Genomic DNA, 23,104 nt, shown 5'->3' on the forward strand with positions numbered 1-23,104 from the left:
GCCCGCTTGTTCAACGGCGCTGATGTGAAGAAACACGTCGGCTCCGCCATCATCGGGCTGAATGAAGCCATAGCCCTTCGTGGCGTTGAACCACTTCACTGTTCCGGTCGTCATAGTTTGCTCATTTCCTGTAGCTTGCGCGCTACCCTGTACCGATAGAATGGCCGCTGGCAAACAAAACCCTGCATTTGGGGGTAATGTTTCTTTGATCGCCCTGGCGGGAACCCCCTGAAAAACCGTCCGATCCGAGACGAAACAGCCTGAAAAAGTCTCGCCGTCAGCCGCTCTGAACGATCAGCCAGACCTTCGAGAAATCCCCGGCCCGGGCGTCCTGCTCCCGAATCCAGAAATAGAGCCGGCCTGTGTCGAACCACTGCATCCCTTGGTCGCGGGCGCTGTCGACCTGAAGCAGCAGGCGCCAATCCTCGAGGGCGCCGGAGCTCTTGGTCATCTCCTGGCAAATGGCTTCCATGGCGTCGTCCTGCACCGCGCCGGGATAGCCGCCGACCTGATGCGCCGGGGGCTCTGGCGTATGGGCCTCCACGAACGCCTCCAGGGCGATATAGTCCTGCTTGCCCATGCCATCCCAGTCGATCTCCAGCCGTTCCTCGCTGGGCCAGGACTCGCCGGCTTCAAAGCTCACAGGCGTGGCCTGGATGCGGGCCTTGCGCGGCAGGTCCAGGGGCGGCAGTCGCGGCTCGGCTGGCGCGGTTTCGTGGCGGACCATGGCGCTCCCCGCGTCCTCAGGGTCGTCCCCCCAGGCGCCCGGCTCGCAGAAGAACAGCAGTCGCCCCGTGGCCGGAAGCCAGTCCGGGCCGCCAGCGGCGCGCATCTCGGCCAGGTCCAGCTGGGCGACGAAGGCCATGGACCCGCCCTTCCAGGCCGGCCATTCCCCGGTCAGTTCCGGTTCGCCCCCAAGCCGCGAGACGCCCTCGCCCTCCGGCCGAAGCCGCAGGCAGGGACGAACCCGCCGCCGCAGTTCGTCCTGAATGGCCAGCACCTTATCCGACGGTGGCGGGGGCGGCTGCTTTTCCCGCCCGCCAAACAGCCCTTTGAACAAGCCCATCATCGCCCCCGCACAGCGTCAGGGCAGAGCTTATTTTCCTGATTTGTTCTTTTCAAGCCGTAGCAGAACGCGGGCGGCCATAGGGTCGCTGTCATAGGCGACCGGCGCGCTGAACCGCAGATTCAGGATCGAATGAAGGGGGAGAAAATCACCCCGCGTCTGGACGGGGGAATGAATGGTCGGAGTGGCAGGATTCGAACCTGCGACCCCCGCGTCCCGAACGCGGTGCTCTACCAGACTGAGCCACACTCCGACTTGGAGGCGGCCTTATAGAGGAGCGATTTCAGGCTCGCAAGCGACTGCACGGCCGTTGCATCTGGAATCGGCTTTTGCTATTCCCACGCCCTCGCCGCGGGGGACTAGCCCCGCTGCCGTTCCTGCTGGGGAATGGTGTAATGGTAACACAGCGGTTTTTGGTACCGTCATTCTAGGTTCGAGTCCTAGTTCCCCAGCCAACGATTTCAGTGACTTAGCGATTTTCCCAACAGAGATAGCGCCCGATTTTACAGGGCGTTTTACACTTCTGTTGCTGCCGTGTTCCGCTGCATGCGCGCGGCGACGGCCTTTCCGAACTCTTCAGAGGTCACGTAGCGCCGGGCGATCTCGTGGACCTTGCCTGGCCCCCAGCCCATAATGGTGGCGACGTCAGTCAGTTGAATGCCTGCGCGGAGGACGTTCGTGGCCGCGGCGCCGCGGAGGTCGTGCCAGCGGAGATCCTCCAAGCCCGTTCTCGCCTCGGGGTCGCCCTGCCGCGGCTGAGCGCGCCATCGGCGCTTGTCAGCCCATCCATCGATAGCCGACGCCGGGCTCCGTCAGGATCAAGCTTGGCGCTGTAGGATCGGGTTCGATCTTCTGGCGCAGCTGGCCGACGAAGACGCGCAGATACTGCACGTCAGTCTCGTGGGCGGGGCCCCAGACGGCGGTCAGCAACTGGCGATGGGTGACCACCTTGCCAGCGCCCTGGACCAGCTGGGCCAGCAGATCATATTCCCGCGGCGACAGACGGACAGGCTCGCCAGCCCGGGTGACCAGTCGCTTGACCAGATCAATGGTCAGGTCGCCGGCGACGACCACTGGCTTTGCCCCTTCGCGGGTGGCGGCATGGCGCAAGGCGACCCGAAGGCGAGCTAACAGTTCGCCGACGCCGAACGGCTTTTCCACATAGTCGTGGGCGCCCAGGTCCAGGGCGTCGATCTTCTCGGTCTCCCGGTCCCGGGCGGAGAGGATCAGGATCGGACCGCTGTAGAAGGCCCGCGCCCTGGCGAGCACCTCCTTACCGTCCAGGTCGGGCAGGCCTAGATCAAGCACGACCGCGTCCGGCGCTCGGCGCGCCAGTTCGCGCAGGCCGGCTTCGGCCGTATCGGCGCGCACAGGCTCGTAGCCCGCCGCATCCAGGGCCGGGCCCAGGAACCGGTGGATCTGGGGTTCGTCGTCAATGACGAGGATGCGGGGGCGCGAACCGCTCACAGGAGACCTTCCGGGGTGGCCCGCGACTTGGGCAGGCTGATCAGGATACGTGTGCCACGCCCCTCATGGATCGGGGAAGCCGCCGCGATGCGGCCGTCCATTACCTCGATGAACCCCTTGGCGATGGCCAAGCCCAGGCCCGATCCTTTGCCGCGGTCGCTGGCCTCGTCGAGCCGCCGGAACTTCTCGAAGACACGCTCGAGGTCTTGGGTGGGGATACCGCGGCCCTCATCCTCGATACTGATGACGACGTTCCGGTGGTCCTCATAGCAGGCGACCTCGATCCCGCTTGCGTCAGGGCTGTAGGCGATGGCGTTCTCCAGGATGTTCACCAGGGCCTGTTCCAGCAGGGTCGGGTCGGCCATGACCAGGGTCACCCGGTCTGGAAAGTCCCACTCGACCTTCCGGCCGCCCAGGCGTCGCTTTACGCGCTCGACGGCGGCGCGCAGCACGTCACGGGCGTCCAGCCAGTCGCGCCGGGCCACCAGGGCGCCGCCCTCCAGCCGGGTCATGTCCAGCAGATCGCCCACATAGCGGCTGAGCCGCTCGGCCTCCTCGCGGATGGATTGCAGGAGGTCGTCGCGGACCGCAGCCGACAAGCCGCCGCCGTAGTCGATCAGCGTGGTGACGGAGCCCAGCACCGTCGACAGCGGGGTGCGCAGGTCGTGGCTGACCGAGTTGAGCAGGGCCGCCCGTAGGCGGTCGGTGCGGCGCAGAGCTTCGGCGTCGGCCGCTGTGGCGGCGAACTCGGCCCGTTCCAGGGCCACGGCGCCCTGGTCGAGAAGGGCGGCGACGAAGCGCTCGCCATCCTCGGTCGCCACGGCCGAGGCGCTCACCGCGGCGACGCCCGCCCGCGCCTTCACCCCCTGCAGAGGACGAAAGACCCAGGAAAGATTAGGCATTGTGCCGGTCCCGGCGCCGGCCGGCTCCCCTCGCTCCCAGGCCCATCGCGCCGCGGCCATGTCGCCTGGGCTCAAGGGTGCTGCGCCGGGGGAGGCCGCATTGACTTGAAGATCGTCACCGGTCGGCGTCAGAACCACGGCTTCACCGCTGGTGGCCGCCGCCAGCTGTTCGGCCAGGGCGATCGCCGCGCCTTTGGCGTCAGGGGCCGAGGACAGCCGGCGGGTCGCCGCCAGGACGGCCGAGATCGCTGAGGCGCGGCGAGCCACAAGCCGGGCCTGGTCCCGCACCCGGCCGGTCAGCCAACCGGTGGTGAGCGCTACAGCGAAGAAAACCACGAAGGTCAGCACATCGGCTGGATGGCCGATCCAGACCGTCAGTCGTGGCTGAAGAAAGAAGAAGTTGTAGAGAAAGGCCGAAGCCGCGGCCGCCAGGAGTGCTGGCCAGAGGCCATAGGCCAGGCCCGCGACGAGCACGCTGAGCATGAACACCATGGCCAGGTTTACGCTCTCGACATAGCGGTCCAGGCCATGGGCGATGGCGAACCCCGCCGCCACCAGGGCCAGGGCTGCGATGTGCGGGCGCCAGGCCAACCCGGCCTGGCGAACGGCGGCGGTGGGCTTGGGGGCCGGGGGTTCGGAGCCCTCGGTGACCATATGTAGGGCCGCGCCCTGGGTGCGAGTCAGCAGGGCCTCAGCCAGGCTTGGTCGGAACGGACGCCTGGCGCGGCTCTTGCCAATGACGATCTGAGTGACGTTGTTGCGTCGGGCGTAGTCGAGGACCGAGTTGACGATGTCGTCGCCGGTCAGGGTGACGCTGGTCGCGCCGAGTTGTTCGGAGAGTTTAACCGCCTCGCGCAGGCGTTGGGCGGCCTCGGCTGACATGCCAGCCCGGTTGGGCTGTTCCACATGGGCGACGCTCCAGGGGGCGTCCATCATCATGTCCGACAGTCGCCGGCCGGCCCGCACCAGAGATCCGGCCATGGGATCTGGGCCAATCAAGACGAGGATGCGCTCGCCCGCCGCCCAGGGGCCTTCGACCCCCGCCCGCTTCATGGCGCCCATCAACTGGTCGTCCACCGCCTGGGCGGCCCGGCGCAGGGAGAGTTCCCGAAGGGCGGTCAGGTTCTCGATCTTGAAAAACCGCTCAGCCGCCAAACGGGCGGTCTCCGGCACATAGACCTTTCCGTCGCCCATCCGCTCGCGAAGTTCGGCTGGGGTGATGTCGACCAGCTCGATCTCGTCGGCGCGGTCGAGCGCCATGTCCGGGACGGTTTCTCGCTGGCGGACGCCGGTGATCTTCCACACCACATCGACCAGGCTTTCCACGTGCTGGATGTTCAAGGTCGTCCAGACGTCGATGCCGGCGGCGAGCAACTCGTCGACATCCTGCCATCGCTTGGCGTGGCGGGACCCCGGCGCGTTGGAGTGGGCGTACTCGTCGACCAGCAGCAGGGCGGGTCGTCGCGCCAGAGCGCCGTCGAGATCGAACTCCAGAAGCGCCGCCCCGCGATGTTCCATGGGCGCTCGCGGCAGGACCTCCAGCCCCCGCAGCAGGGCCTGAGTCTCCTTGCGCCCGTGGGTCTCGACCAGACCGACGACCACGTCCTGGCCCTCAGCCTTTCGGCGGCGTGCGGCGCGCAGCATCTCGTAGGTCTTGCCCACGCCGGGCGACATGCCCAGGAACACCTTCAACCGCCCACGCCCCGCCCGCGTCGCTGCGAGCAGGGCGTCAGGATCGGGCCGGCGGGGGGCTTCGGCGGTCATGGACGGTCAGGTTGCTCCGGCGCGAAGGCCTCGTCGAGGGCGAGGTTGGTCTCAAGCACGTTGACCCGAGGTTGTCCCAATAGGCCGAAGGTGCGCCCCTCCACATGGTCGGCGATCACAGCCTGGACCTGGGCGATGTCGACGCCTCGGGCGGCGGCGATGCGCCCGGACTGGGCCAGGGCGTTGGCCGGCGAGACATGGGGGTCGAGGCCTGAGGCCGATGCTGTGACAGCGTCGCCTGGGACGTCCCTGCTGTCGTTTGCGGCCCTCCAGGCGGCAGCGCGTTCCGAGGTCTCTGCGATCAGCTCGGCGTTCAGCGGCCCCAGGTTCGAGGCCCCTGAACCTGTGGCGTCGTAGTCGACGGCCGAGGGCCGGCCCTGCAGGTAGCGCGCCGAGGTGAAGGCTTGCCCCACCAGGGAAGAGCCGACGACGCGACCGTCTCGGATGATCAGGCTCCCGTCGGCCTGCTGCGGAAAGGCGGCCTGGGCGGCGCCGGTGATAGCAAGGGGATAGGCCAAGCCCAGAAGGACGGTGAACAGGCCCACCGAGACGAGGGCCGGACGGAGGAGAGAGAGCATGGGGCTACTCTTGGTGTGAGTTGATTGGGCCGCCGCCGGGGGCGTGGGCTTCAAGGGGTTGAGGGCGAGCGATGGACGCAGGCTCGTCTCGGATGCGGTCCAGCACCTGGACCATGATGCTGAGGGCGAGGCAGAGCACACAGACCAGTTTGAACCAGAAGCTTCGGCTTTCGAGGAGGCGGCTCATCGGGGCGGCTCCGGTCCGAACAGCGGCCCCGGAGGCGCCAGGTTTGAGCCGTCCACGCCAGTGAGAAAGGCAAGGCCGAAGATCAGGCCAAAGAAGGCGCCTGCGGCGAGCAGCCGACGGAGCAATTCCCGGTCCATCAGGCCAGCCCCAGGGAGAACAGGGTCAGGTCGATCAGCTTGATGCCGATGAAGGGGGCGATGAGCCCGCCCAGGCCATAGATCGCCAGGTTGCGCGACAGGAGCTTGGCGGCGCCCAGCGCCCGGTAACGCACGCCGCGCAGGGCCAGCGGGATCAGCAGGACGATGATCAGGGCGTTGAAGATCACCGCCGAGAGGATCGCGCTCTGCGGGCTCGAAAGGCCCATGATGTTGAGCGCGCCGAGCGCCGGCAGGGCGGTGACGAACATGGCCGGGATGATGGCGAAATACTTGGCTACATCGTTGGCGATCGAGAAGGTGGTGAGCGCCCCGCGAGTGATCAGCATCTGTTTGCCGACCTCGACGATCTCGATGACCTTGGTCGGGTCGGAGTCGAGATCGACCATGTTGCCGGCCTCACGGGCGGCCTGGGCGCCGGTCTGCATGGCCACGCCCACATCGGCCTGGGCCAGCGCCGGGGCGTCGTTGGCGCCGTCGCCACACATGGCCACCAGCCGGCCCTTGGCCTGCTCGGCGCGGATCAGGCGCAGCTTGTCCTCCGGTGTCGCCTCGGCGAGGAAGTCGTCGACGCCCGCCTCCGAAGCGATGGCGGCCGCCGTGACGGGATTGTCGCCGGTGATCATCACGGTGCGCAGACCCATGCGCCGCAGGTCGGCGAAGCGCGCCCTCACGCCAGGCTTCACGACGTCCTTCAGGTGGATGATGCCCACGAGCATCCCATCCTCGCTGACCGCCAGGGGCGTGCCGCCAGAGCGCGCAATGCGGTCGACAGCGGCGGCGACCTCGGGCGGCATGTCCTCGGCCGACAGACCGAGCGTGCGCAGGACCGCATCGACCGCGCCCTTACGCCAGATGCGCCCCTCGGCGTTCAGGCCCGACTGGCGCGTGACGGCGGAGAATGCGATGGGCTCGGCGCCTTGCGGCGCCTCGGCGACCTCGCCCTGGGCGCGGGCCAGTTCCACGATGGAGCGTCCCTCCGGCGTCTCGTCGGCCATGGAGGCCATGAGCGCCGCCCGCAGCGCCTGTTCGGGCCGCACGCCTGGGGCTGAGATCACCTCGGTCGCCATCCGGTTGCCGAAGGTGATGGTGCCGGTCTTGTCGAGCAGCAGGGTGTCGACGTCACCCGCGGCCTCCACCGCTCGGCCGGAGGTGGCCAGCACATTGACCTTCAGCAGGCGGTCCATGCCGGCGATGCCGACAGCCGACAGCAGCCCGCCGATGGTGGTGGGGATCAGGGTGATGAACAACGCGCCCAGCACAAGCGGCGTCAGCGTCACGCCCGAATAGGCGCCCAGCCCCACCAGGGTGACCACGGCGATCAGGAAGACGAGGCTCAGGCCCGCCAGCAGGACGGACAGGGCGACCTCGTTGGGCGTCTTGCGACGGTCGGCGCCTTCGACCATGGCGATCATGCGGTCCAGGAAGGTCCCGCCGGGCTCGGAGGTGATCTTTACCTTGATCCAGTCGGAGACCACTGTGGTGCCGCCGGTGACGGCCGAGCGGTCGCCGCCGCTCTCGCGGATGACCGGAGCGCTCTCGCCGGTGATCGCCGCCTCATTGACCGAGGCCACGCCCTCGATAATCTCTCCGTCGGCGGGGATCACATCGCCGGCCTCCACCAGCACCACCTGACCGGCGCCCAGCTCATGGGCGGGGGTGGGCAGGATGGTCCCGGTCGCCTCGTCGATGATCAGCTTGGCTCGGGTGGTGACCCGGCTGGCGCGGAGACTGTCAGCGGCGGCCTTGCCGCGGCCCTCGGCGATGCTCTCGGCCAGGTTTGCGAAGAGAACGGTGGCCCAGAGCCAGGCGGCCAACTGGACGGCGAAGGGCCCATCGGCGCTTCGCCCGACCAGAAGGGCCGCCGAGACCGTGCTCAGCAAGGCGACCAGCCAGGTCGCGAAGATGACCGGATTGCCCGTCAGCCGGCGCGGGTCGAGCTTCACGAAGGCGTCCTTCGCGGCCCGCGCCAAGGTCGCCCCGCTCAGGCTCGAGGCGAGGGTTGAAGCTCGGCGGCGATCATCGCCCAGCGGTACGTCGGTGGTGCTCATGAGACTGTGCTCCGCGAGACTTAGAGGCCTGCCAGGGCGTCAAGCGCCTGGAAGTGCTCGACGATCGGGCCGAGCGCGAGGGCCGGGAAGAACTGGAGACCGCCCAGGATCAGGATCACCCCGATCAGGAGGCCGATGAAAAGTCCGTTGTCGGTGGGCAGGGCGCCGGCCGAAGGGGCGAGCTTGGGCTTGGCCGCCAGGGCGCCGGCGACGGCCAGCATGATCACGATGCCGGGGAAGCGACCCATCAGCATGGCCAGGCCTAGGGTGGTGTTCCACCAGGGCGTATCGGCCGCCAGTCCGGCGAAGGCCGAGCCGTTGTTGGCGCTGGCCGAGGTGTAGGCGTAGAGGATCTCCGACATCCCATGCGGTCCGGGATTGGCCAGACTCTGCAAGGCTGCCGGCAGGACGGCAGCCGCCGTCGAAAAGCCTAGGATGGTCAGCGGCAGGACCAGCACAGCCAGCATGGCGTACTGAACCTCGCGCGCCTCGATCTTTTTTCCCAGGTATTCCGGCGTGCGACCGACCATCAGGCCAGCGACGAACACCGCCAGCAACGCCATCATCAGCATGAAGCCGACGCCCGTTCCGATGCCGCCTGGCAGGATCTCACCCAACTGCATGAAGAACATCTGCACCCCGCCGCCGAGCGGCATGTAGCTGGCGTGCATGGAATTGACCGAGCCGTTGGAGGCGCCGGTGGTCATGGCCGCCCAGACGGCCGAGGCCGGGGCGCCGAAGCGGACCTCCTTGCCTTCCATGTTCACCGACACCTCGGCGCCGGCGGCGACCAGGGCCGGCGGGGCCTGTGTTTCGGTCCAGTAGAGCGCCGCTGCGCCGGCCGACAGCAGTAGGAGGGCCGCGATGGCGATGGCCCGCAGGCTTCGACCCGCCAGGGCTGTGCGACCAAAGGCGAAGAAGGCCGCCCAGCCCAGGACATTGATCGAGATGGCGGCGATGAAATTGGCGAGCGGGGTGGGCCCCTCCAGCGGATGGGCCGAGTTCACACCGAACACGCCGCCGCCATTGATGCCCAGCTGCTTGATGGCGAGCTGACTAGCCGCGGCGAAAATAGGAATAGTCTGCTCGCCGCCCTCAATCGTGGCTGCGGTGGCCGAGGCCGAGAGGGTCTGCGGCACGCCCAACGCGGCGAGGATCAACGCCACCACGATCGAGATAGGCAACAACACCCAAAGTGTGGTGCGCACCAGATCAGCCCAGAAGTTGCCAAGGCCCGTCTGCCGGTCGGCGGCGAAGGCGCGAGCCAGGGCGGCCGCAACCGTCGCCCCTGTGGCGGCTGACAGGAAGTTCTGCACCGTCATCCCCGCCATCTGGCTGAGGTGGGTCAGGGTCGTCTCACCGCTATAGGCCTGCCAGTTGGTGTTGGTGACGAAGCTGACGGCCGTGTTGAAGGCCAATGGCTCGGATAGCGCGCCGAAGCCCTGGGGGTTCAGCGGCAGAAGACCCTGCAGGCGCAGGATGGCGTAGAGCAGGACAAACCCCGCCGCATTGAAGGCGAGCAGGGCGGCGGCATAGCCGGTCCAGGTCTGGGATTGGTCAGGCCGCACGCCGAGCGCGGCGTAAAAGCACCTCTCCACGGGGCGCAGCACCGGATCGAGCCAGGTGCGCTCCCGGTTCCAGACCCGCGAGATGAAGATGCCTATGGGCCAGCCGAGAAGGAACGGCAGCCCCAGGGTCAGGGCGATTTCCGCCCAGCCTTGCCAGTTCATGATGTGAGGTCCGTCAGAAGCGGTCAGGCCGCAGCAGGGCGGCGAGCATGTAGCCGCCGATCACAAGGGCGCCGGCGCCCCAGAGCACGAGTTCAGCCATGTCAGAGCCGCCGAAGCCCGGCGACCAGCGCGCCGAGCAGGGCAAAGGCGCCGAGCGCCAGAGCCAGATAGAGGATGTCGAGCATGTTCCGCCGCCTTGTTTGCGCGATGCTCGAACTTCGCGCCGATCGGCATAAGGGCGCGAGACGCCAATCCGGCGCTCTGCATAAGGGCGGCGTAAAGGCCGGTCCTGACGGCTCGTCGATAGGGCGAACGGCCTCCGGGCCGTTTACGCTCGCCCCGTAAGTCGTTGAAGTTGCGTCGTCGCGTGCAGGGCGATTTTACGCGTAAGCCACTGGGAAGGCGGCCGAAACCCGCGATTTTGGCGCCGTCATTCTAGGTTCGAGTCCTAGTTCCCGTCCTCCGACATCTGATTAGCCGGCCCTGCCAGGCGGGCTTTCGCCCTCCGAGGCGCGGCGCCGCAGCCGTCAGGCTCGCCGCATGGTCTCGATGATGACCGGCTTCTTCAGCCACTGGTCCTTCTGGTCGGCGAACTTGGTCTCGCCGCCGGTGGGCTGGGCGAGGATCTTCTGCGCTGTGGGCAGGCCCGAGACCACCTTGCCGAAGGCGGCGTAGCCCAGATTGTCGCCGGGCTGACCCGGCTGGGCGTCGAGGAAGGTCTGGTCGCCCAGGCAGATAAAGAAGGTGTTGGTCGCCGTGCCAGGTGCGAATCGGCCGAGCGAGATCGTCCCGTGGACGTGGCTCAGGCCCGTCATGGTCGTGCTCTCGTGGCGGATCGGCGGAAAGGGGCGGGCCTTGGCTGGCGGCTGGGCGACGATGGTGCCCTCGGTCGGCGCCCAGTCGCTGCGGGCGGCGCGGAAGAAGCTGCCGCCGTCATAGGCCTTGGCGTCCACATAGCGCAGGAAGTTGGCGCTGGTCAGGGGCGCCTTCCTGTCCTCCAGTTCGATGACGATGGCCCCCTGGCTGGTGGTCATGGTCACCCGCGGCTTGGCGCCCTGGGCGAGGACCACCTGCGGGGCGGCCACGAGGAGGCCGGCGCCGAGAACCAGGCTGCGGCGGGGGATCGATCGGGGGGACATGGCGGCTCCTGCGTTGCGGACCGCCAGCCTAGCGCGTCGGCTGCGCGAGCGGAATCACCAGGCGGCTACATGCGCTCGCCCGGCAGCCGGCTGGCCTGGGCGATCCAGTCGGTGAGCTGGGCTTCGTCTGCCGCTTCATTCTCGTGGATGTGAAAATAGCGCGTAGCCCCGGCTTTCGAGGCGACCGGCGGCGGCGGATCGAGATCGGCGCCGCGGAAGAAGGCGAGCTTGATGTACTTGTTGAAGACGTGGACCCCGAGGAACCAGCCCTGGTCCTTCATGCCGTAGAGCGGCGAGTTCCACTTGACCGCCTTCTGTACGTCTGGGACGGCCTTGACGATCAAGGCGTCCAGCGCGGCCCCCGCCTCGCGCTTCCAGCCAGGCATTGCGGCGATATAGGCCTGGACGGGCGCATCGCCGTATCCCTTGGGGATCTGCGGATTGCCGCCTGAGAGGAGGCGCGGCTTTGTCTGCTCTGTCTTATCCATCAAGAGGCGTCGACCGCGCCGCTGGTTCCTCGGCCTGACAGGTAGGGCAGCGCAAAAAGATAGAGCCCCGTCGCCAGCAGGGGAATGAGCGGAATCAGCGCCATCAGCCCGATCCAGACCACCTGCAGGCCCGCCATCATGGCGGCCACGTTGGCGATCACCGCCAGGGTGACGGCCAGCGACAGCCAACGGTGGATCTTCCGCACCCAGGTGTGGAGGCTCATGCTCCGCTCTCCTTGGCCAAGACCTGTTCGAGAGTGTCGAGCATGCGCGGCCAGCCCGCCGTGGCGCCCATTAGATAGCGGGGCTGATCCTTGCGGAAGCCGGTCTGCTCCATGCGCAGACGCGCGCCGGCCGGCGTCGGCGTGATTGTCCAGGTCACGACGGTGTCGAGGACCCCGTCGCCCCAGGTGTAGGCCAGCCGCCGCTCGGGCTCGAGTTCCGTCACCTGACAGGTCAAGGCGCCCCACTCGGCGCGGAAGCTGAAGGTCTGGCCAAGGACGGGCTGGAAGTCGGTCTGCATCAGCCATTCGGCCATCAGGTGAGGCTGGGTCAGCGCCCGCCAGATCCGGCTAGGCGGATGGGCGAGATCGCGCTCGATGGCGATGGCGCGCCGTTCGGTCTCGGTGTCGCTCATAGGCGTCCTTTCTACGCAGCGGGCGGAGGCTCACTGGTCCATGCGGTCGAGCAGGTCTTCGAGAGCGTCGAACCGCGCCCGCCAGTAAGACGTCTGCTGGGTGGTCCAGTCGGTGAGGGGGACGAGGGCGCCGGCCTCGGCGCGATAGTGGGTCTGGCGGCCCTCCTGGCGGTCCCGCACCAGACCCGCCTGCTTGAGGACGGCCAGATGCTTCGACACCGCAGGCTGGGAGACACCGGCCTGGCTCGTGAGCGCCCCGACGGTCAGCTCGCCCTCCCGGCACAGCCGTTCGAAGAGGCTCCGCCGGGTGGGGTCGGCCAGGGACCGGAAGATCAGATCTGGGGCGTCAGGCATCGAATCCATAACCAGATGGTGATGGAAATTCCCATAACTCGGCAGCTATGAATGAGTCAACGCGCCAGGGAGCAGGGCGGTCGCCGCGAGCAGCCTAGCGGTAGCGGGGGCCTGCGAAGCGGCCTTCGGTGCGGCTCATGCCGATGGTGACGCTGGAGCAGTCGCCGATGGGCTGGGTGACGACGCCGCCGACCTCGCGATAGCCGCCGGTGCCGACCCCGCCCCAGACCTCGCCATGGGGACGCCTGTCCACGCGGGTCGGGCAGCGCCCCTGTGGCGCCTCGGCGATCTCCTCAGGGGCAGGTTCGCCGGCCATGACCCGGCGGGCCCAGTCGCCGGGCGCTTCGGCCCGGGCCATGGGTTCCAGGCGCCCGCCGATCTGCTCGGCCGAGGCCGTGGCGGCTGGCGGATCGCCCGTGCGTCCGGTGGTGATGGGACCGTCGTCGGCCAGGGCTGCGCCGGCGAACGCGGTGACGAACAGGGCTGCGGCGAGGGCTGCGGATTTCATGCCGCAAGCTTCACCCCTGCACATGGCCAGATAAGGGCGCGCCAGATTTGGGCGGCTCAGCGCACCTGGTCCACGTCGCGCACGGCGCCCCGGGCGGCGCTGGTGGTGAAGGCCGCATAGGCGCGCAGCGCCGGGGTGACCTTGCGCTTACGCGGGCCGGGATGCCAGGCGTCTGGCCCCCGGGCCTCCATGGCCGTCCGGCGCTCGGCCAACACGGCGTCGTCCACGGCCAGACGGATGGTCCGATTGGGGATGTCGATCTCGATCCGGTCGCCGTTTTCCACCAGCCCGATCATGCCGCCTTCCGCCGCTTCGGGCGAGACATGGCCGATGGACAGGCCCGAGGTGCCGCCAGAGAAGCGGCCGTCGGTGATCAGGGCGCAGGCCTTCCCCAGGCCCTTCGATTTCAGATAGCTGGTGGGATACAGCATCTCCTGCATGCCCGGGCCGCCGCGGGGGCCTTCATAGCGGATGACGACCACGTCGCCGGCCACGATCTTGCCGGTCAGGATGGCGCTGACGGCGTCGTCCTGGCTCTCGAAGACCCGGGCGGGGCCCGAAAAGACCAGGATGCTGTCGTCGACGCCGGCCGTCTTCACGATACAGCCGTCCAGCGCCAGGTTGCCGCTCAGCACGGCCAGGCCGCCGTCCTGGGAGAAGGCGTGTTCGACGCTGCGGATCACGCCGTCTTTGCGGTCGAGGTCGAGTTCCTTCCAGCGGCTGTTCTGGCTGAAGGCGACCTGGGTCGGCACGCCCCCTGGCGCGGCCTTGAAGAAGGTCTGGACGGCTTCGCTCTCGGAGCGGCTGATGTCCCAGCGCTCCAGGGCCTCGCCCATGGTCTTGGAATGGACCGTCGGCAGGTCGGTGTGCAGCAGACCGCCGCGCTCCAGCTGCCCCAGGATCGCCATCACGCCGCCGGCCCGGTGGACGTCCTCCATGTGCACGTCGGCCTTGGCCGGCGCCACCTTGGACAGGCAGGGAACCTTGCGCGACAGCCGGTCGATATCCTCCATCGTGAAGTCCACCTCGGCCTCGTGGGCCGCAGCCAGCAGGTGCAGGACCGTGTTGGTGGAGCCACCCATGGCGATGTCCAGGCTCATGGCGTTTTCAAAGGCCCGGAAGCTGGCGACATTGCGCGGCAGGACGCTGTCGTCATCCTGCTCGTAATGGCGCTTGGTGATGTCGACGATCAGGTGGCCGGCCTCCAGGAACAGGCGCTCGCGGTCGGCATGGGTGGCCAGGGTCGAGCCGTTGCCGGGCAGGGACAGGCCTAGCGCCTCGGTCAGGCAGTTCATGGAATTGGCGGTGAACATGCCCGAGCAGGAGCCGCAGGTGGGGCAGGCCGAGCGCTCGATGGTCGCCACGTCGGCGTCGCTGACCGACTCGTCGGCCGCGGCGACCATGGCGTCCACCAGGTCCAGCGCCACTTCCTTGCCGTTCATGACGACCTTGCCGGCCTCCATCGGTCCGCCGGAGACGAAGACCGTGGGGATGTTGAGGCGCAGGGAGGCCATCAGCATGCCCGGCGTGATCTTGTCGCAGTTGGAGATGCAGACCAGGGCGTCCACGCAGTGGGCGTTGGCCATGTACTCCACGCTGTCGGCGATCAGCTCACGCGAGGGCAGGCTGTAGAGCATGCCGTCGTGGCCCATGGCGATGCCATCATCCACCGCGATGGTGTTGAATTCCTTGGCCACACCGCCGGCCCGCTCGATCTCGCGGGCGACCAGCTGGCCCAGGTCCTTCAGGTGGACATGGCCCGGCACGAACTGGGTGAAGGAGTTGACCACCGCGATGATCGGCTTGCCGAAGTCGCCGTCCTTCATGCCTGTGGCGCGCCACAGGCCGCGGGCGCCGGCCATGTTGCGGCCGTGGGTCGAGGTGCGAGAGCGATAGGCGGGCATGGGCGGGTCCTTGTACGTCACCTTCTGCATAGCCGCCGCCAGTCAGTGGTGGAAATATACTTTTGAAGCCGTTTTAGGTCGCTGTAGATATGAGCGATGGATGTCCGTCAGCTCCGACACTTCGAGGCCGTGGCCGAGACCCTGCATTTTGGCCGGGCCGCGGCGCGGCTGAACATGACGCAGCCGCCGCTCAGCCAGTCGATCCAGGCGCTGGAGCGTGAGCTGGGCGCCGCTCTGTTTTCCCGCACCAAGCGCAGCGTGGCCCTGACGCCCTTCGGGACGCAGTTTCTGACCCATGTGCGCGCGGCGCTGGCCGAACTGGCGGCCCTGCCGGACATCGCGCGCAGGCTGCGGGACGGGGAAGCCGGCCGCCTGGAACTCTCCTTCGTCAGCACCGCCGACTACAGTGTCCTGCCGGCCCTGGTCCGGCGCTATGCCGGGCTCTACCCCGCCGTCGAGATCGACCTGCGCGAGGCCACCAGCGAGGTGCAGATCGCAGCCCTGGTCGAGGGCGCAGGACATGCCGGCGTCATCATCCCGCCGGCTGGCGGCGCCCTTCCGCCGGGCCTGCGCTATCGCCGCCTGCTGACCGAGCCCCTGGTCGCCGCTGTGCCCGAAGCCTGGCTGGCCACCGGCCGCCTGACGCTCAGAGACGGCCGGCTTGACCCGGCCGATGTGGTGCAGTCGCCGCTGATCATCTTCCCCAAGCGTTCGGCGCCGGCCTTCCACGAACTGATCACCGGCTATTTCGCCGCCCATGGCGGGGCCGCCCGGATCGCCCAGGAGGCCATCCAGATGCAGACCATCATCAGTCTGGTCTCGGCCGAGATGGGAGTCGCCCTGGCCCCGGCCTCCCTGCGCAACCTCGCCCGCACCGGCGTGCGCTATGTGGAGCTGGCCGGCGAGGCGCCTCTGCTCGAAACCGGCCTCGTCTGGCGCCAGGACGACCAGACCCCGACCCTGGCGCGGTTTCTCGACATCGCCTTCGACGGCGTGGTCGAGTAGAGTGCTCGGCACGCGTGTGATGATCGGTGAACCGGACGCTGGGAGCTCCGATGAAGACTTTCCGCTACTTGCTTCCGATCCTCGCCGTAGTAGCCCTGGCGGCGCTGATCGGCCCAGACCGGTTTGACTGGCGTTACGTGCTCTTCGGCTTCCTGGCGCCGCTTGTCCTGTTCGGGCTGGCCCTAGCTCTGCATGCCCTAAGCCGCCGCCTGGCCAGAAGTCGGCGAGGCGTCCTTTAAGAGCGCTCTGCGCTAGACGCCGCTGAGCGCCAGGCCGGGCGCGTCCGGGTCGCGGGTCGTTCCGCCGTTCAGCGCCTTCTGCATCCAGACGATGTCCACCCAGCGGCCATGCTTGTAGCCCAGGCCCAGCCCTGATCCCTGGTGGGTGAAGCCCAGCGCCGTGTGCAGGCCGACGGAGCCGGCGTTACCGCTGTCGCCAATCACCGCCACCATCTGGCGGATGCCGAGGGCCTCGCAGGCCGCGATGACCCCCGACAGCACCGCGCGGCCGACCCCGCGCCCCTGGGCGTCGGGCGCCACATAGACGCTGTCCTCCACCGTGTAGCGATAGGCCGCGCGCAGGCGGAAGGGGCCGGCATAGGCGAAGCCGAGAACCTTCCCCTGATCTTCGGCCAGCAGATAGGGCAGGCCGCGGGCCACGATGGCCTCGCGCCGCTGGTTCAGTTCGTCGGCCGAGGGCGGAACCTCTTCGAAGGTGCCGAAGCCGTGCAGAACGTGGTGGCCATAGATGGCGGCCAGGGCGGCCATGTCGGAGGCCTCGGCCGGGCGCACGATCATTTGGTCCAGCCCTTGTCGATCGCCCAGACGGCGAAGGCGTAGTCCAGCGCGATCTCCTTCAGGAAATCGAACCGGCCGGACGCGCCCCCATGGCCGGCCTCCATATTGATCTTCAGCAGAATGGGCGCATCAGCCGTGGTGTGCTCGCGCAGGCGCGCCACCCACTTGGCCGGCTCCCAATAGGTCACCCGCGGGTCCGACAGGCCGCCGGTGGCAAGGATCGGCGGATAGGGCTTGGCGCCCACCTGATCATAGGGGCTGTAGGCGGCGATGGCGTCATAGGCGTCTGCATCGGTCAGGGGATTGCCCCATTCGGGCCATTCCGGCGGGGTCAGCGGCAGGCTGGCGTCGCTCATGGTGTTGAGCACGTCGACGAAGGGGACCGCTGCGATGATCGCTCCCCAGAGGTCGGGGCGCATATTGGCCACCGCGCCCATCAGCATGCCGCCGGCCGAGCCGCCATAGGCCGCGATTCGGCCCTTGGTGGCGTAGTTCTCGGCCACCAGGTGTTCGGCGCAGGCGATGAAGTCGGTAAAGGTGTTGGTCTTCCTGGCCTTGCGGCCGTCCATGAACCAGCCCCAGCCCTTGTCCGAGCCGCCGCGGATATGGGCCGTGGCCCAGATCCAGCCCCGGTCCACCAGGGAGAGGTTGCGGATGGAGAAGGTGGGCTCCATGGCGTGTCCATAGGAGCCATAGCCATAGAGCATCAGCGGCGCGGTCCCATCGACGGGCGTGTCGCGGCGCATCAAGAGGGTGATCGGCACCTCTTGCCCGTCGGCGGCGCGGGCATAGAGCCTGCGCGCCACATAGGCGTCGGGGTCGTGGCCGGACGGGATTTCCTGCGTCTTGCGCAAGGTCCGCTGGCGGGTGGCCATGTCGTAGTCGAACCATTGCCGCGGCGTGGTCGGCGACTGGTAGACGAAGCGTGTCAGGGCGGTGTCGTATTCCAGCCCGCCCTCCAGATGCAGGGCGTAGGCTTCCTCGTCGAAGGCGACCACGTGCTCGTCGCCGTCGCGGGTCATCACCGCCATCTGGTCCAGCGCATTGACCCGCTCCATCCGCACCAGATGGCCGGCATAGGCGGCGAAGCCGGTGATGTAGCGGCCGGGCAGATGGGGGACGAAGTCGCGCCAGGTCGCCCGGGCGGGCAGGGGCTCGGTGGAGACGCACAGCTTGAAGTCCACCGCGCCATCGGCGTTGGTGCGGATCACCCAGCGATCGGTCCAGTGGTCGAGCTCGTAGCGGACGCCGGTCTCGCGGGGCTGGACACAGGCGGGCTCGGCGGTCGGTTCGCTCGCCGGGATGATCCAGATCTCGGTGGTTTCCTGGTCGCCCACATGGATGGCGACATAGGCGTCATCAGAGGTTGTCCCGACGCCCAGGAACATGCCGTCGTCTTTTTCCTCATAGACCAGCACGTCCTCGCCGCCCCGGACGGGCCGGCGGAAGACCTTGGCCGGCCGGGCGTTTTCATCGCGCCAGATCCAGAACAGCCATTCGGAATCCGGCGAGAAGGTGAAGTCGCCATAGGCGCTCTCGATGGCGTGGGGCAGGTCCTCGCCGCTGACCAGGTCGCGGATGCGGATCGTGTAGTATTCCGAGCCCTGCTCGTCGGCGGCCCAGGCATAGAGCCTGTGGTCGGGGCTGTGGCCGGCGCCGCCCACCTGGAAATAGGCCTTGCCCTTGGCCAGAACCTCCTCGTCCAGCAGGATTTCCTCGCCGACCTCACCGCCCCGGGGGCGGCGGGCGCGGATCGGATGCTGGGCGCCTTCCTGATAGCGGACATAGTAGTCCCAGGGCCCATCGGGGGCCGGCACGCTGGAATCGTCTTCCTTGATCCGCCCCTTCATCTCGGCGAACAGGGCGGCCTGCAGGTCTTTCGTCCCGGCCAGCATGGCCTCGGTGTAGGCGTTCTCAGCCTTCAGATGCTCGGCGATGTCGGGCCGGAGGCTGGCCGGATCGCGCAGGACCTTCTGCCAGGCCTCGTCCTTCATCCAGGCATAGTCGTCGGTGCGGCTGCGGCCGAGCTGTTCGACGGTGTGCGGGCGCTTGCGGGCGACGGGGGGCGTGGGGCGCTGGGTCATTCCCGCTAGATGCGACGAACCGCAGCGTCTCTCAAGGCGCGGCGTGAGAATGCGGACAGATCAAGCGCATTGCAGGCGTCGCGCGCTCGCGGGACAGGCGCGCGGCAACTCGCGGGACAGGCGCGCGGCAATAGGGCGCGGACGTTCACGCCCTCGCGTCTTGCCGCAGTGCGGCAGGTCTGATTCACTTGGCCCGTCGTCGTGTCCAACCAGTCGAGGGGCGTCCATGATCGCGGATCTTGCTGTCGAACTGATCCACGCCACGGTTCAGATCGAGCAGCCGCTGGGCGACGGAACGCGCACGGTCGGCACCGGGTTCCTGATCAACGCGCCGACCCTGGATGGCCAGCCGCGCACGGTGCTGGTGACCGCCAACCACGTCCTGCAGCGCATGCCCGGCGTTCAGGCCCGTATCGGCTATCGTATCGCCAATACCGACGGCAGCTGGAGCTATGCGCCGCAGAAGGTCGATATCCGCGACGCTGATGGCCATCCGCGCTGGACCCAGCATCCGAGCCGCGACGTGGCGGCGATCTCGATCACCGCGCCGCCGGAATTCGCCAAGGCGGCCATCCCCACCGACTGGCTGGCCGGGGACGAGACCTTCGCCAGCTACGCCGTCGGCGCCGGCGACCAGATGATGGCCCTGGGCTTCCCCCGCGGCCTGTCGGCCAATCCGGCCGGCTTCCCGATCCTGCGATCGGGGCGCGTGGCCTCGTTCCCGCTAGCGCCGGCTACGGCCTTCCCGACCTTCCTGCTCGACTTCACGGTCTTCCCTGGCAATTCCGGGGGCCCGGTGTTCATGGCCGAGGGCGTGCGGCGCAGGCCTGGCGGCGGGGAATCCCAGGAGGTTCAGTTCATCGCCGGCCTGCTGACCCAGCAGGTGGAGCTGAACAGCGAGCGCCTGGAAATCGGCATCGTCACCCACGCTCGCTACATCCGCGAGACCCTGGCCCTGATGGACAATCCCCTGGCCGAGATCACGGTGGCGCAGGGCGACATGGGGGTCGGCGGCGCCAAGGCGGCCTCAGCTCTCGAAGCGGTATCGCCCGACTACTGAGCCCCTTCACAGGCGGCCAGGTACAAAAAAGGCCCGCGTCGGAACGCGGGCCTTTTGCCGTTCAAGTGGCTGAAATCAGGCGCCGTAGACGACCGAAATGGTCTCGGCCACGCAGGCCGGCTTGGTCTCGCCTTCGATCTCGATGGTGCATTCGTTGCGGATCTGCATGCCGCCGGCCTTGGGCTCGGCGCCGATCAGCTTCTGGCGCATGCGCACGCGCTTGCCGACGCGGACCATGTTGATGAAGCGCACCTTGTCCGAGCCATAGTTGATGCCCCGGGCCACGCCCTTGATCGGCAGCATGCCGGCGCCCAGGAACGGGATCAGCGACAGGGTCAGATAGCCGTGGGCGATCGGGCCGCCCATTTCCTTGGTCGCTCGCTCCACATCGACGTGGATCCACTGATGGTCGCCGGTGGCTTCGGCGAACTGGTTCACCCGCTCCTGGGTGATCTCGACCCAGTCCGACACGCCGACTTCCTGGCCGACCAGGCCAGGCAGATCCTTGAATTCCACCGGATTCATCGCTTGCTCCCTAAAGGTTTGAAACAGGTGTTCGGGTCTATCACCTGGGGCGGCGCGGGCAAGGGCGCACCGCGCGCGCCTCTCACGCCTCAGACGATCTTGGAGCCCTCCTTGCCCCAATAGGCGTCGCGGATCAGGCGCTTATAGAGCTTGCCCGTCGGGTGGCGGGGCAGTTCGGCCATGAAGTCCAGCATACGCGGCGATTTCACATGGCTGAGATTGGCCCGGCAGAAGGCCATCAGCTCGGCGCGCAGGTCATCCCCGGCGTCGGCCCAGTTCATGGGCTGGATGACGGCGACGACCTTTTCGCCCATCTCCTCGTCGGGCGCGCCGACCACGGCGGCGTCGGCCACCTTGGGATGGGTGATCAGCAGGTTTTCCAGCTCCTGGGGATAGATGTTCACCCCGCCGGAAATGATCATGAAGCTCTTGCGGTCGGTGAGGTAGAGGAAGCCGTCCTCGTCCAGCCAGCCCACATCGCCCAGCGTTGTCCAGCCGTGCTGGTTCGTGTTCTCGGCCACCTTGTCGGGCGCGTTGTGGTAGCTCAGCGGCGTGCCGCCGGAGAAATAGACCACCCCTTCGGTGCGCGGCGGCAGGGGCTCGCCATCATCGCCGCAGATCTTTACCTCGGCGGTCGTGCCCTTGCCCACCGAGCCCTTGTGGGCCAGCCAGTCGTGCGGGCCGATGTGGCAGAAGCCGTTCCCCTCGCTGCCGGCATAGTATTCGTGGATGATCGGACCCCACCATTCCATCATCTGCTCCTTCACCGGGATGGGGCAGGGGGCGGCGGCGTGCACCGCCGACTTCATGGACGAGATGTCGTAGCGGGTGCGGACCTCCGGCGGCAGTTTCAGCATCCGCACGAAGTGGGTGGGGACGAACTGGCCGCAGTCGATCCTGTACTTTTCGATGAGCTGCAGGGCGTGCTCGGGATCGAACTTCTCCATCACCACCACCGTGCCCCCGAGGCGCTGGTAGCCCATGCACCAGCGCAGCGGCGCGGCGTGATAGAGGGGCGCCGGCGACAGATAGGTCCCGTCCGGCGGGAAGCCGAACATGTGCTCGGCCATCATGGAGAGCGCATTGGGGGCGTCGATCGGGCCGCCGGTCAGGGGCGGCTTGATCCCCTTGGGCCGGCCGGTGGTGCCCGACGAATAGAGCATATCGGCGCCGGCGGTCTCATCGGCGATCGGAGTCTGGGGCATCTTGGCCCGGGCGGCCTCGAAGCTCTCATAGGGCGCGCGGGCCTCGCCCACCATGAAGAGCTTCACCCCGGGCAGCAGGGCCGGAAGTTCATCGACCACCGGGCCCACGCCGGCTGAGGTGATCAGCACCTGGGCGGCGCAATCGCCCATGATGTATTCGATCTCGCCGGCCGTCAGCTTGGACGAGATGCAGGCGTAATAAAGGCCGGCCCGCTGGGCGGCCCAGGCGACCTCGAAAAAGCGCGGGTGATTTTCCATCAGGATGGCGATCACGTCGCCGGCCTTAAGGCCCAGCTCGCGAAACAGCTGCGCGCCCTGGTTGGAGCGGGCCTCCAGCTGGCCGTAGGTGACGCTCTCGCCGGAGCTGGCCATGATGTAGGCGGCGCGCTCGGGATGGGACTTCGCGTGATGCGACGGATGCATGGGCCTGTGTTTCCTCCGGGCCGCAGCCCTCTTCGTCGGGGCCGTCGGCGCGCTTTAAATGATCACTGTTCAGGTATGATGGGGTGCTTGACCTCCCGTCCGTCAAGCGGCTCCGATAGCGGAAATCCGACAAAGCGAACGGGAGACGCCCATGCCAGTCCAGGCCCTTGCCGACTTCGAGACCCTGAAGCTCGAACTGGAGGACGGGATCGCTCAGCTGACCCTGAACCGGCCGGAAAAGCTAAACGCCTTCAACCCGTTGATGAATCGGGAGCTGATCGCGGCCTTCGATCTCACCGACGCGACCGATGATGTGCGCGCCGTGATCGTCACGGGCGCGGGCCGCGGCTTCTGCGCCGGCGCTGACCTCGCCGGCGGCGGCTCGACCTTCGATTTCGACAGCCGCGAGGCCGATCCGCTCGGCCAGCGGACGGAGTCGGGGGTCTATCGCGACGGCGGCGGCCTCGTCTCCCTGCGCATCTATGAGAGCCTCAAGCCGGTCATTGCAGCGGTCAATGGCGCGGCGGTGGGGGTGGGGGCGACCATGCAGCTGCCGATGGATATCCGGCTGGCGTCCACCGAGGCGCGGTTCGGCTTCGTCTTCGCCCGTCGGGGGATTACGCCCGAGGCCTGCTCGTCCTGGTTCCTGCCCCGGCTGGTGGGCATGCAGACGGCCCTGGAGTGGTGCTATTCCGGCCGTGTCTTCGGCGCCCAGGAGGCCCTGGAGCGCGGCCTTGTCCGTTCGCTGCATGTGCCCGACGAGCTTCTGCCCGCCGCCCGCGCCCTGGCCCGCGAGATCGTCGACAACGCCGCCCCGGTCTCGGTGGCCCTGACCCGTCAGCTCATGTGGCGGATGGCCGGCGCCGAGCATCCAATGATCGCCCACAGGGCCGACAGCCGCGGCATCCAGGCCCGGGGCGCCTCGGCCGACTCCAAGGAAGGCGTCGAGTCTTTCCTCCAGAAGCGACCGCCGGCCTTCCCGGACAAGGTCTCCGATGGCCTCCCCGACATCTGGCCGAACTGGACGCCGCCAGGATTTTCCTAACCAGGGGCTTCGGGGCGGGAACCCATGGTT

23 protein-coding genes and 2 tRNA genes are annotated in these 23,104 nt (G+C 67.9%); 4 read left to right on the forward strand and 21 right to left on the reverse strand.

What is annotated here, in order from left to right; all coding sequences use genetic code 11:
• The 3 genes from Q8L83_RS01520 to Q8L83_RS01530 all read right to left on the reverse strand — a co-directional run.
• The coding region (locus tag Q8L83_RS01520; protein WP_305284526.1) for a cold-shock protein at positions 1-114 on the reverse strand (114 nt) is incomplete at its 3' end.
• A 163-nt stretch (positions 115-277) separates the two neighbouring features.
• Positions 278-1,066: a YwqG family protein gene (locus Q8L83_RS01525; protein ID WP_305284376.1), complete on the reverse strand. Its 789-nt coding sequence runs from the start codon at positions 1,064-1,066 to the stop codon at positions 278-280.
• 176 nt (positions 1,067-1,242) lie between these two features.
• Positions 1,243-1,319, reverse strand: a tRNA-Pro gene (locus tag Q8L83_RS01530).
• Between the two features lie 128 nt (positions 1,320-1,447).
• Here Q8L83_RS01530 and Q8L83_RS01535 point away from each other — a divergent pair.
• Positions 1,448-1,521 (forward strand) — tRNA-Gln (locus Q8L83_RS01535).
• Between the two features lie 60 nt (positions 1,522-1,581).
• Here the strand turns inward: Q8L83_RS01535 and Q8L83_RS01540 are convergent.
• The 14 genes from Q8L83_RS01540 to ilvD all read right to left on the reverse strand — a co-directional run bounded on the left by Q8L83_RS01540 (position 1,582) and on the right by ilvD (position 14,930).
• Complete coding sequence (locus tag Q8L83_RS01540) at positions 1,582-1,788, reverse strand: hypothetical protein (protein ID WP_305284377.1); 207 nt, start codon at positions 1,786-1,788, stop codon at positions 1,582-1,584.
• A 55-nt stretch (positions 1,789-1,843) separates the two neighbouring features.
• Positions 1,844-2,533, reverse strand: a complete 690-nt coding sequence (locus Q8L83_RS01545; RefSeq protein ID WP_305284379.1) for a response regulator — start codon at positions 2,531-2,533, stop codon at positions 1,844-1,846.
• The gene (locus Q8L83_RS01550) at positions 2,530-5,199 is read right to left on the reverse strand and encodes a sensor histidine kinase KdpD (RefSeq protein ID WP_305284380.1); all 2,670 of its coding nucleotides are present in this window, start codon (positions 5,197-5,199) and stop codon (positions 2,530-2,532) included. Before Q8L83_RS01550 ends, Q8L83_RS01545 begins: the two co-directional genes overlap by 4 nt.
• Positions 5,196-5,777, reverse strand: a complete 582-nt coding sequence (gene kdpC / locus Q8L83_RS01555; protein WP_305284381.1) for a potassium-transporting ATPase subunit KdpC — start codon at positions 5,775-5,777, stop codon at positions 5,196-5,198. Before kdpC ends, Q8L83_RS01550 begins: the two co-directional genes overlap by 4 nt.
• 323 nt (positions 5,778-6,100) lie before the next feature.
• Positions 6,101-8,170, reverse strand: coding sequence for a potassium-transporting ATPase subunit KdpB (gene kdpB / locus Q8L83_RS01560; RefSeq protein ID WP_305284383.1), 2,070 nt, complete (start codon positions 8,168-8,170; stop codon positions 6,101-6,103).
• Positions 8,171-8,190: 20 nt separating this feature from the next.
• Entirely contained in the window at positions 8,191-9,900 is a 1,710-nt protein-coding gene (kdpA, locus tag Q8L83_RS01565) for a potassium-transporting ATPase subunit KdpA (RefSeq protein ID WP_305284384.1), read from the reverse strand.
• A 13-nt stretch (positions 9,901-9,913) separates the two neighbouring features.
• Positions 9,914-10,045, reverse strand: a complete 132-nt coding sequence (locus tag Q8L83_RS01570) for a hypothetical protein (protein WP_305284385.1) — start codon at positions 10,043-10,045, stop codon at positions 9,914-9,916.
• 382 nt (positions 10,046-10,427) lie between these two features.
• Positions 10,428-11,039: a peptidylprolyl isomerase gene (locus tag Q8L83_RS01575; RefSeq protein WP_305284386.1), complete on the reverse strand. Its 612-nt coding sequence runs from the start codon at positions 11,037-11,039 to the stop codon at positions 10,428-10,430.
• 65 nt (positions 11,040-11,104) lie between these two features.
• Positions 11,105-11,527, reverse strand: coding sequence for a DUF1801 domain-containing protein (locus Q8L83_RS01580; protein WP_305284387.1), 423 nt, complete (start codon positions 11,525-11,527; stop codon positions 11,105-11,107).
• Positions 11,527-11,751 (reverse strand): hypothetical protein, encoded by a 225-nt coding sequence (locus Q8L83_RS01585; protein WP_305284388.1) that lies wholly within the window; start codon positions 11,749-11,751, stop codon positions 11,527-11,529. The genes Q8L83_RS01580 and Q8L83_RS01585 overlap by 1 nt, the downstream gene beginning before the upstream one ends.
• The gene (locus Q8L83_RS01590; protein WP_305284389.1) at positions 11,748-12,164 is read right to left on the reverse strand and encodes an SRPBCC domain-containing protein; all 417 of its coding nucleotides are present in this window, start codon (positions 12,162-12,164) and stop codon (positions 11,748-11,750) included. The genes Q8L83_RS01585 and Q8L83_RS01590 overlap by 4 nt, the downstream gene beginning before the upstream one ends.
• 30 nt (positions 12,165-12,194) lie before the next feature.
• A complete protein-coding gene (locus Q8L83_RS01595) occupies positions 12,195-12,518 on the reverse strand; it encodes a helix-turn-helix transcriptional regulator (RefSeq protein ID WP_305284390.1) in 324 nt (107 codons plus the stop codon).
• Positions 12,519-12,612: 94 nt separating this feature from the next.
• Positions 12,613-13,026, reverse strand: a complete 414-nt coding sequence (locus Q8L83_RS01600) for a hypothetical protein (RefSeq protein WP_305284391.1) — start codon at positions 13,024-13,026, stop codon at positions 12,613-12,615.
• 56 nt (positions 13,027-13,082) lie between these two features.
• The gene (gene ilvD / locus Q8L83_RS01605; protein WP_305284527.1) at positions 13,083-14,930 is read right to left on the reverse strand and encodes a dihydroxy-acid dehydratase; all 1,848 of its coding nucleotides are present in this window, start codon (positions 14,928-14,930) and stop codon (positions 13,083-13,085) included.
• Positions 14,931-15,026: 96 nt separating this feature from the next.
• Between ilvD and Q8L83_RS01610 the strand changes: the two genes are divergently transcribed.
• Entirely contained in the window at positions 15,027-15,935 is a 909-nt protein-coding gene (locus Q8L83_RS01610) for a LysR substrate-binding domain-containing protein (protein WP_305284392.1), read from the forward strand.
• A 251-nt stretch (positions 15,936-16,186) separates the two neighbouring features.
• On the opposite strand, the gene Q8L83_RS01615 is transcribed toward Q8L83_RS01610, so the two are convergent.
• Both Q8L83_RS01615 and Q8L83_RS01620 read right to left on the reverse strand, forming a co-directional pair.
• Complete coding sequence (locus Q8L83_RS01615) at positions 16,187-16,732, reverse strand: GNAT family N-acetyltransferase (protein ID WP_305284393.1); 546 nt, start codon at positions 16,730-16,732, stop codon at positions 16,187-16,189.
• Positions 16,729-18,816 (reverse strand): S9 family peptidase, encoded by a 2,088-nt coding sequence (locus tag Q8L83_RS01620; protein ID WP_305284394.1) that lies wholly within the window; start codon positions 18,814-18,816, stop codon positions 16,729-16,731. The genes Q8L83_RS01615 and Q8L83_RS01620 overlap by 4 nt, the downstream gene beginning before the upstream one ends.
• 226 nt (positions 18,817-19,042) lie before the next feature.
• On the opposite strand from Q8L83_RS01620, the gene Q8L83_RS01625 reads away from it, so the two are divergent.
• Entirely contained in the window at positions 19,043-19,876 is an 834-nt protein-coding gene (locus Q8L83_RS01625; protein ID WP_305284395.1) for a serine protease, read from the forward strand.
• A 75-nt stretch (positions 19,877-19,951) separates the two neighbouring features.
• On the opposite strand, the gene Q8L83_RS01630 is transcribed toward Q8L83_RS01625, so the two are convergent.
• Positions 19,952-20,401, reverse strand: coding sequence for a MaoC family dehydratase (locus tag Q8L83_RS01630; protein ID WP_305284396.1), 450 nt, complete (start codon positions 20,399-20,401; stop codon positions 19,952-19,954).
• 89 nt (positions 20,402-20,490) lie between these two features.
• A complete protein-coding gene (locus tag Q8L83_RS01635; RefSeq protein WP_305284397.1) occupies positions 20,491-22,029 on the reverse strand; it encodes an acyl-CoA synthetase in 1,539 nt (512 codons plus the stop codon).
• Positions 22,030-22,180: 151 nt separating this feature from the next.
• Between Q8L83_RS01635 and Q8L83_RS01640 the strand changes: the two genes are divergently transcribed.
• Complete coding sequence (locus tag Q8L83_RS01640) at positions 22,181-23,074, forward strand: crotonase/enoyl-CoA hydratase family protein (RefSeq protein WP_305284398.1); 894 nt, start codon at positions 22,181-22,183, stop codon at positions 23,072-23,074.
• The last annotated feature ends 30 nt before the right edge of the window (positions 23,075-23,104 follow it).

It is taken from the genome of Phenylobacterium sp. (assembly GCF_030680185.1).
In the GTDB taxonomy this organism is placed as follows: Bacteria; Pseudomonadota; Alphaproteobacteria; order Caulobacterales; family Caulobacteraceae; genus Phenylobacterium.

Excerpts from the sequence above, each read along its gene's own strand:
- Q8L83_RS01525 (WP_305284376.1), bottom strand. The coding sequence starts at position 1,066 with ATGGGCTTGTTCAAAGGGCTGTTTGGCGGGCGGGAAAAGCAGCCGCCC.
- Q8L83_RS01550 (WP_305284380.1), bottom strand. The coding sequence starts at position 5,199 with ATGACCGCCGAAGCCCCCCGCCGGCCCGATCCTGACGCCCTGCTCGCA.
- kdpC (WP_305284381.1), bottom strand. The coding sequence starts at position 5,777 with ATGCTCTCTCTCCTCCGTCCGGCCCTCGTCTCGGTGGGCCTGTTCACC.
- kdpB (WP_305284383.1), bottom strand. The coding sequence starts at position 8,170 with ATGAGCACCACCGACGTACCGCTGGGCGATGATCGCCGCCGAGCTTCA.
- kdpA (WP_305284384.1), bottom strand. The coding sequence starts at position 9,900 with ATGAACTGGCAAGGCTGGGCGGAAATCGCCCTGACCCTGGGGCTGCCG.
- Q8L83_RS01575 (WP_305284386.1), bottom strand. The coding sequence starts at position 11,039 with ATGTCCCCCCGATCGATCCCCCGCCGCAGCCTGGTTCTCGGCGCCGGC.
- Q8L83_RS01580 (WP_305284387.1), bottom strand. The coding sequence starts at position 11,527 with ATGGATAAGACAGAGCAGACAAAGCCGCGCCTCCTCTCAGGCGGCAAT.
- Q8L83_RS01585 (WP_305284388.1), bottom strand. The coding sequence starts at position 11,751 with ATGAGCCTCCACACCTGGGTGCGGAAGATCCACCGTTGGCTGTCGCTG.
- Q8L83_RS01590 (WP_305284389.1), bottom strand. The coding sequence starts at position 12,164 with ATGAGCGACACCGAGACCGAACGGCGCGCCATCGCCATCGAGCGCGAT.
- Q8L83_RS01595 (WP_305284390.1), bottom strand. The coding sequence starts at position 12,518 with ATGCCTGACGCCCCAGATCTGATCTTCCGGTCCCTGGCCGACCCCACC.
- Q8L83_RS01600 (WP_305284391.1), bottom strand. The coding sequence starts at position 13,026 with ATGAAATCCGCAGCCCTCGCCGCAGCCCTGTTCGTCACCGCGTTCGCC.
- ilvD (WP_305284527.1), bottom strand. The coding sequence starts at position 14,930 with ATGCCCGCCTATCGCTCTCGCACCTCGACCCACGGCCGCAACATGGCC.
- Q8L83_RS01610 (WP_305284392.1), top strand. The coding sequence starts at position 15,027 with ATGGATGTCCGTCAGCTCCGACACTTCGAGGCCGTGGCCGAGACCCTG.
- Q8L83_RS01615 (WP_305284393.1), bottom strand. The coding sequence starts at position 16,732 with ATGATCGTGCGCCCGGCCGAGGCCTCCGACATGGCCGCCCTGGCCGCC.
- Q8L83_RS01620 (WP_305284394.1), bottom strand. The coding sequence starts at position 18,816 with ATGACCCAGCGCCCCACGCCCCCCGTCGCCCGCAAGCGCCCGCACACC.
- Q8L83_RS01625 (WP_305284395.1), top strand. The coding sequence starts at position 19,043 with ATGATCGCGGATCTTGCTGTCGAACTGATCCACGCCACGGTTCAGATC.
- Q8L83_RS01630 (WP_305284396.1), bottom strand. The coding sequence starts at position 20,401 with ATGAATCCGGTGGAATTCAAGGATCTGCCTGGCCTGGTCGGCCAGGAA.
- Q8L83_RS01635 (WP_305284397.1), bottom strand. The coding sequence starts at position 22,029 with ATGCATCCGTCGCATCACGCGAAGTCCCATCCCGAGCGCGCCGCCTAC.
- Q8L83_RS01640 (WP_305284398.1), top strand. The coding sequence starts at position 22,181 with ATGCCAGTCCAGGCCCTTGCCGACTTCGAGACCCTGAAGCTCGAACTG.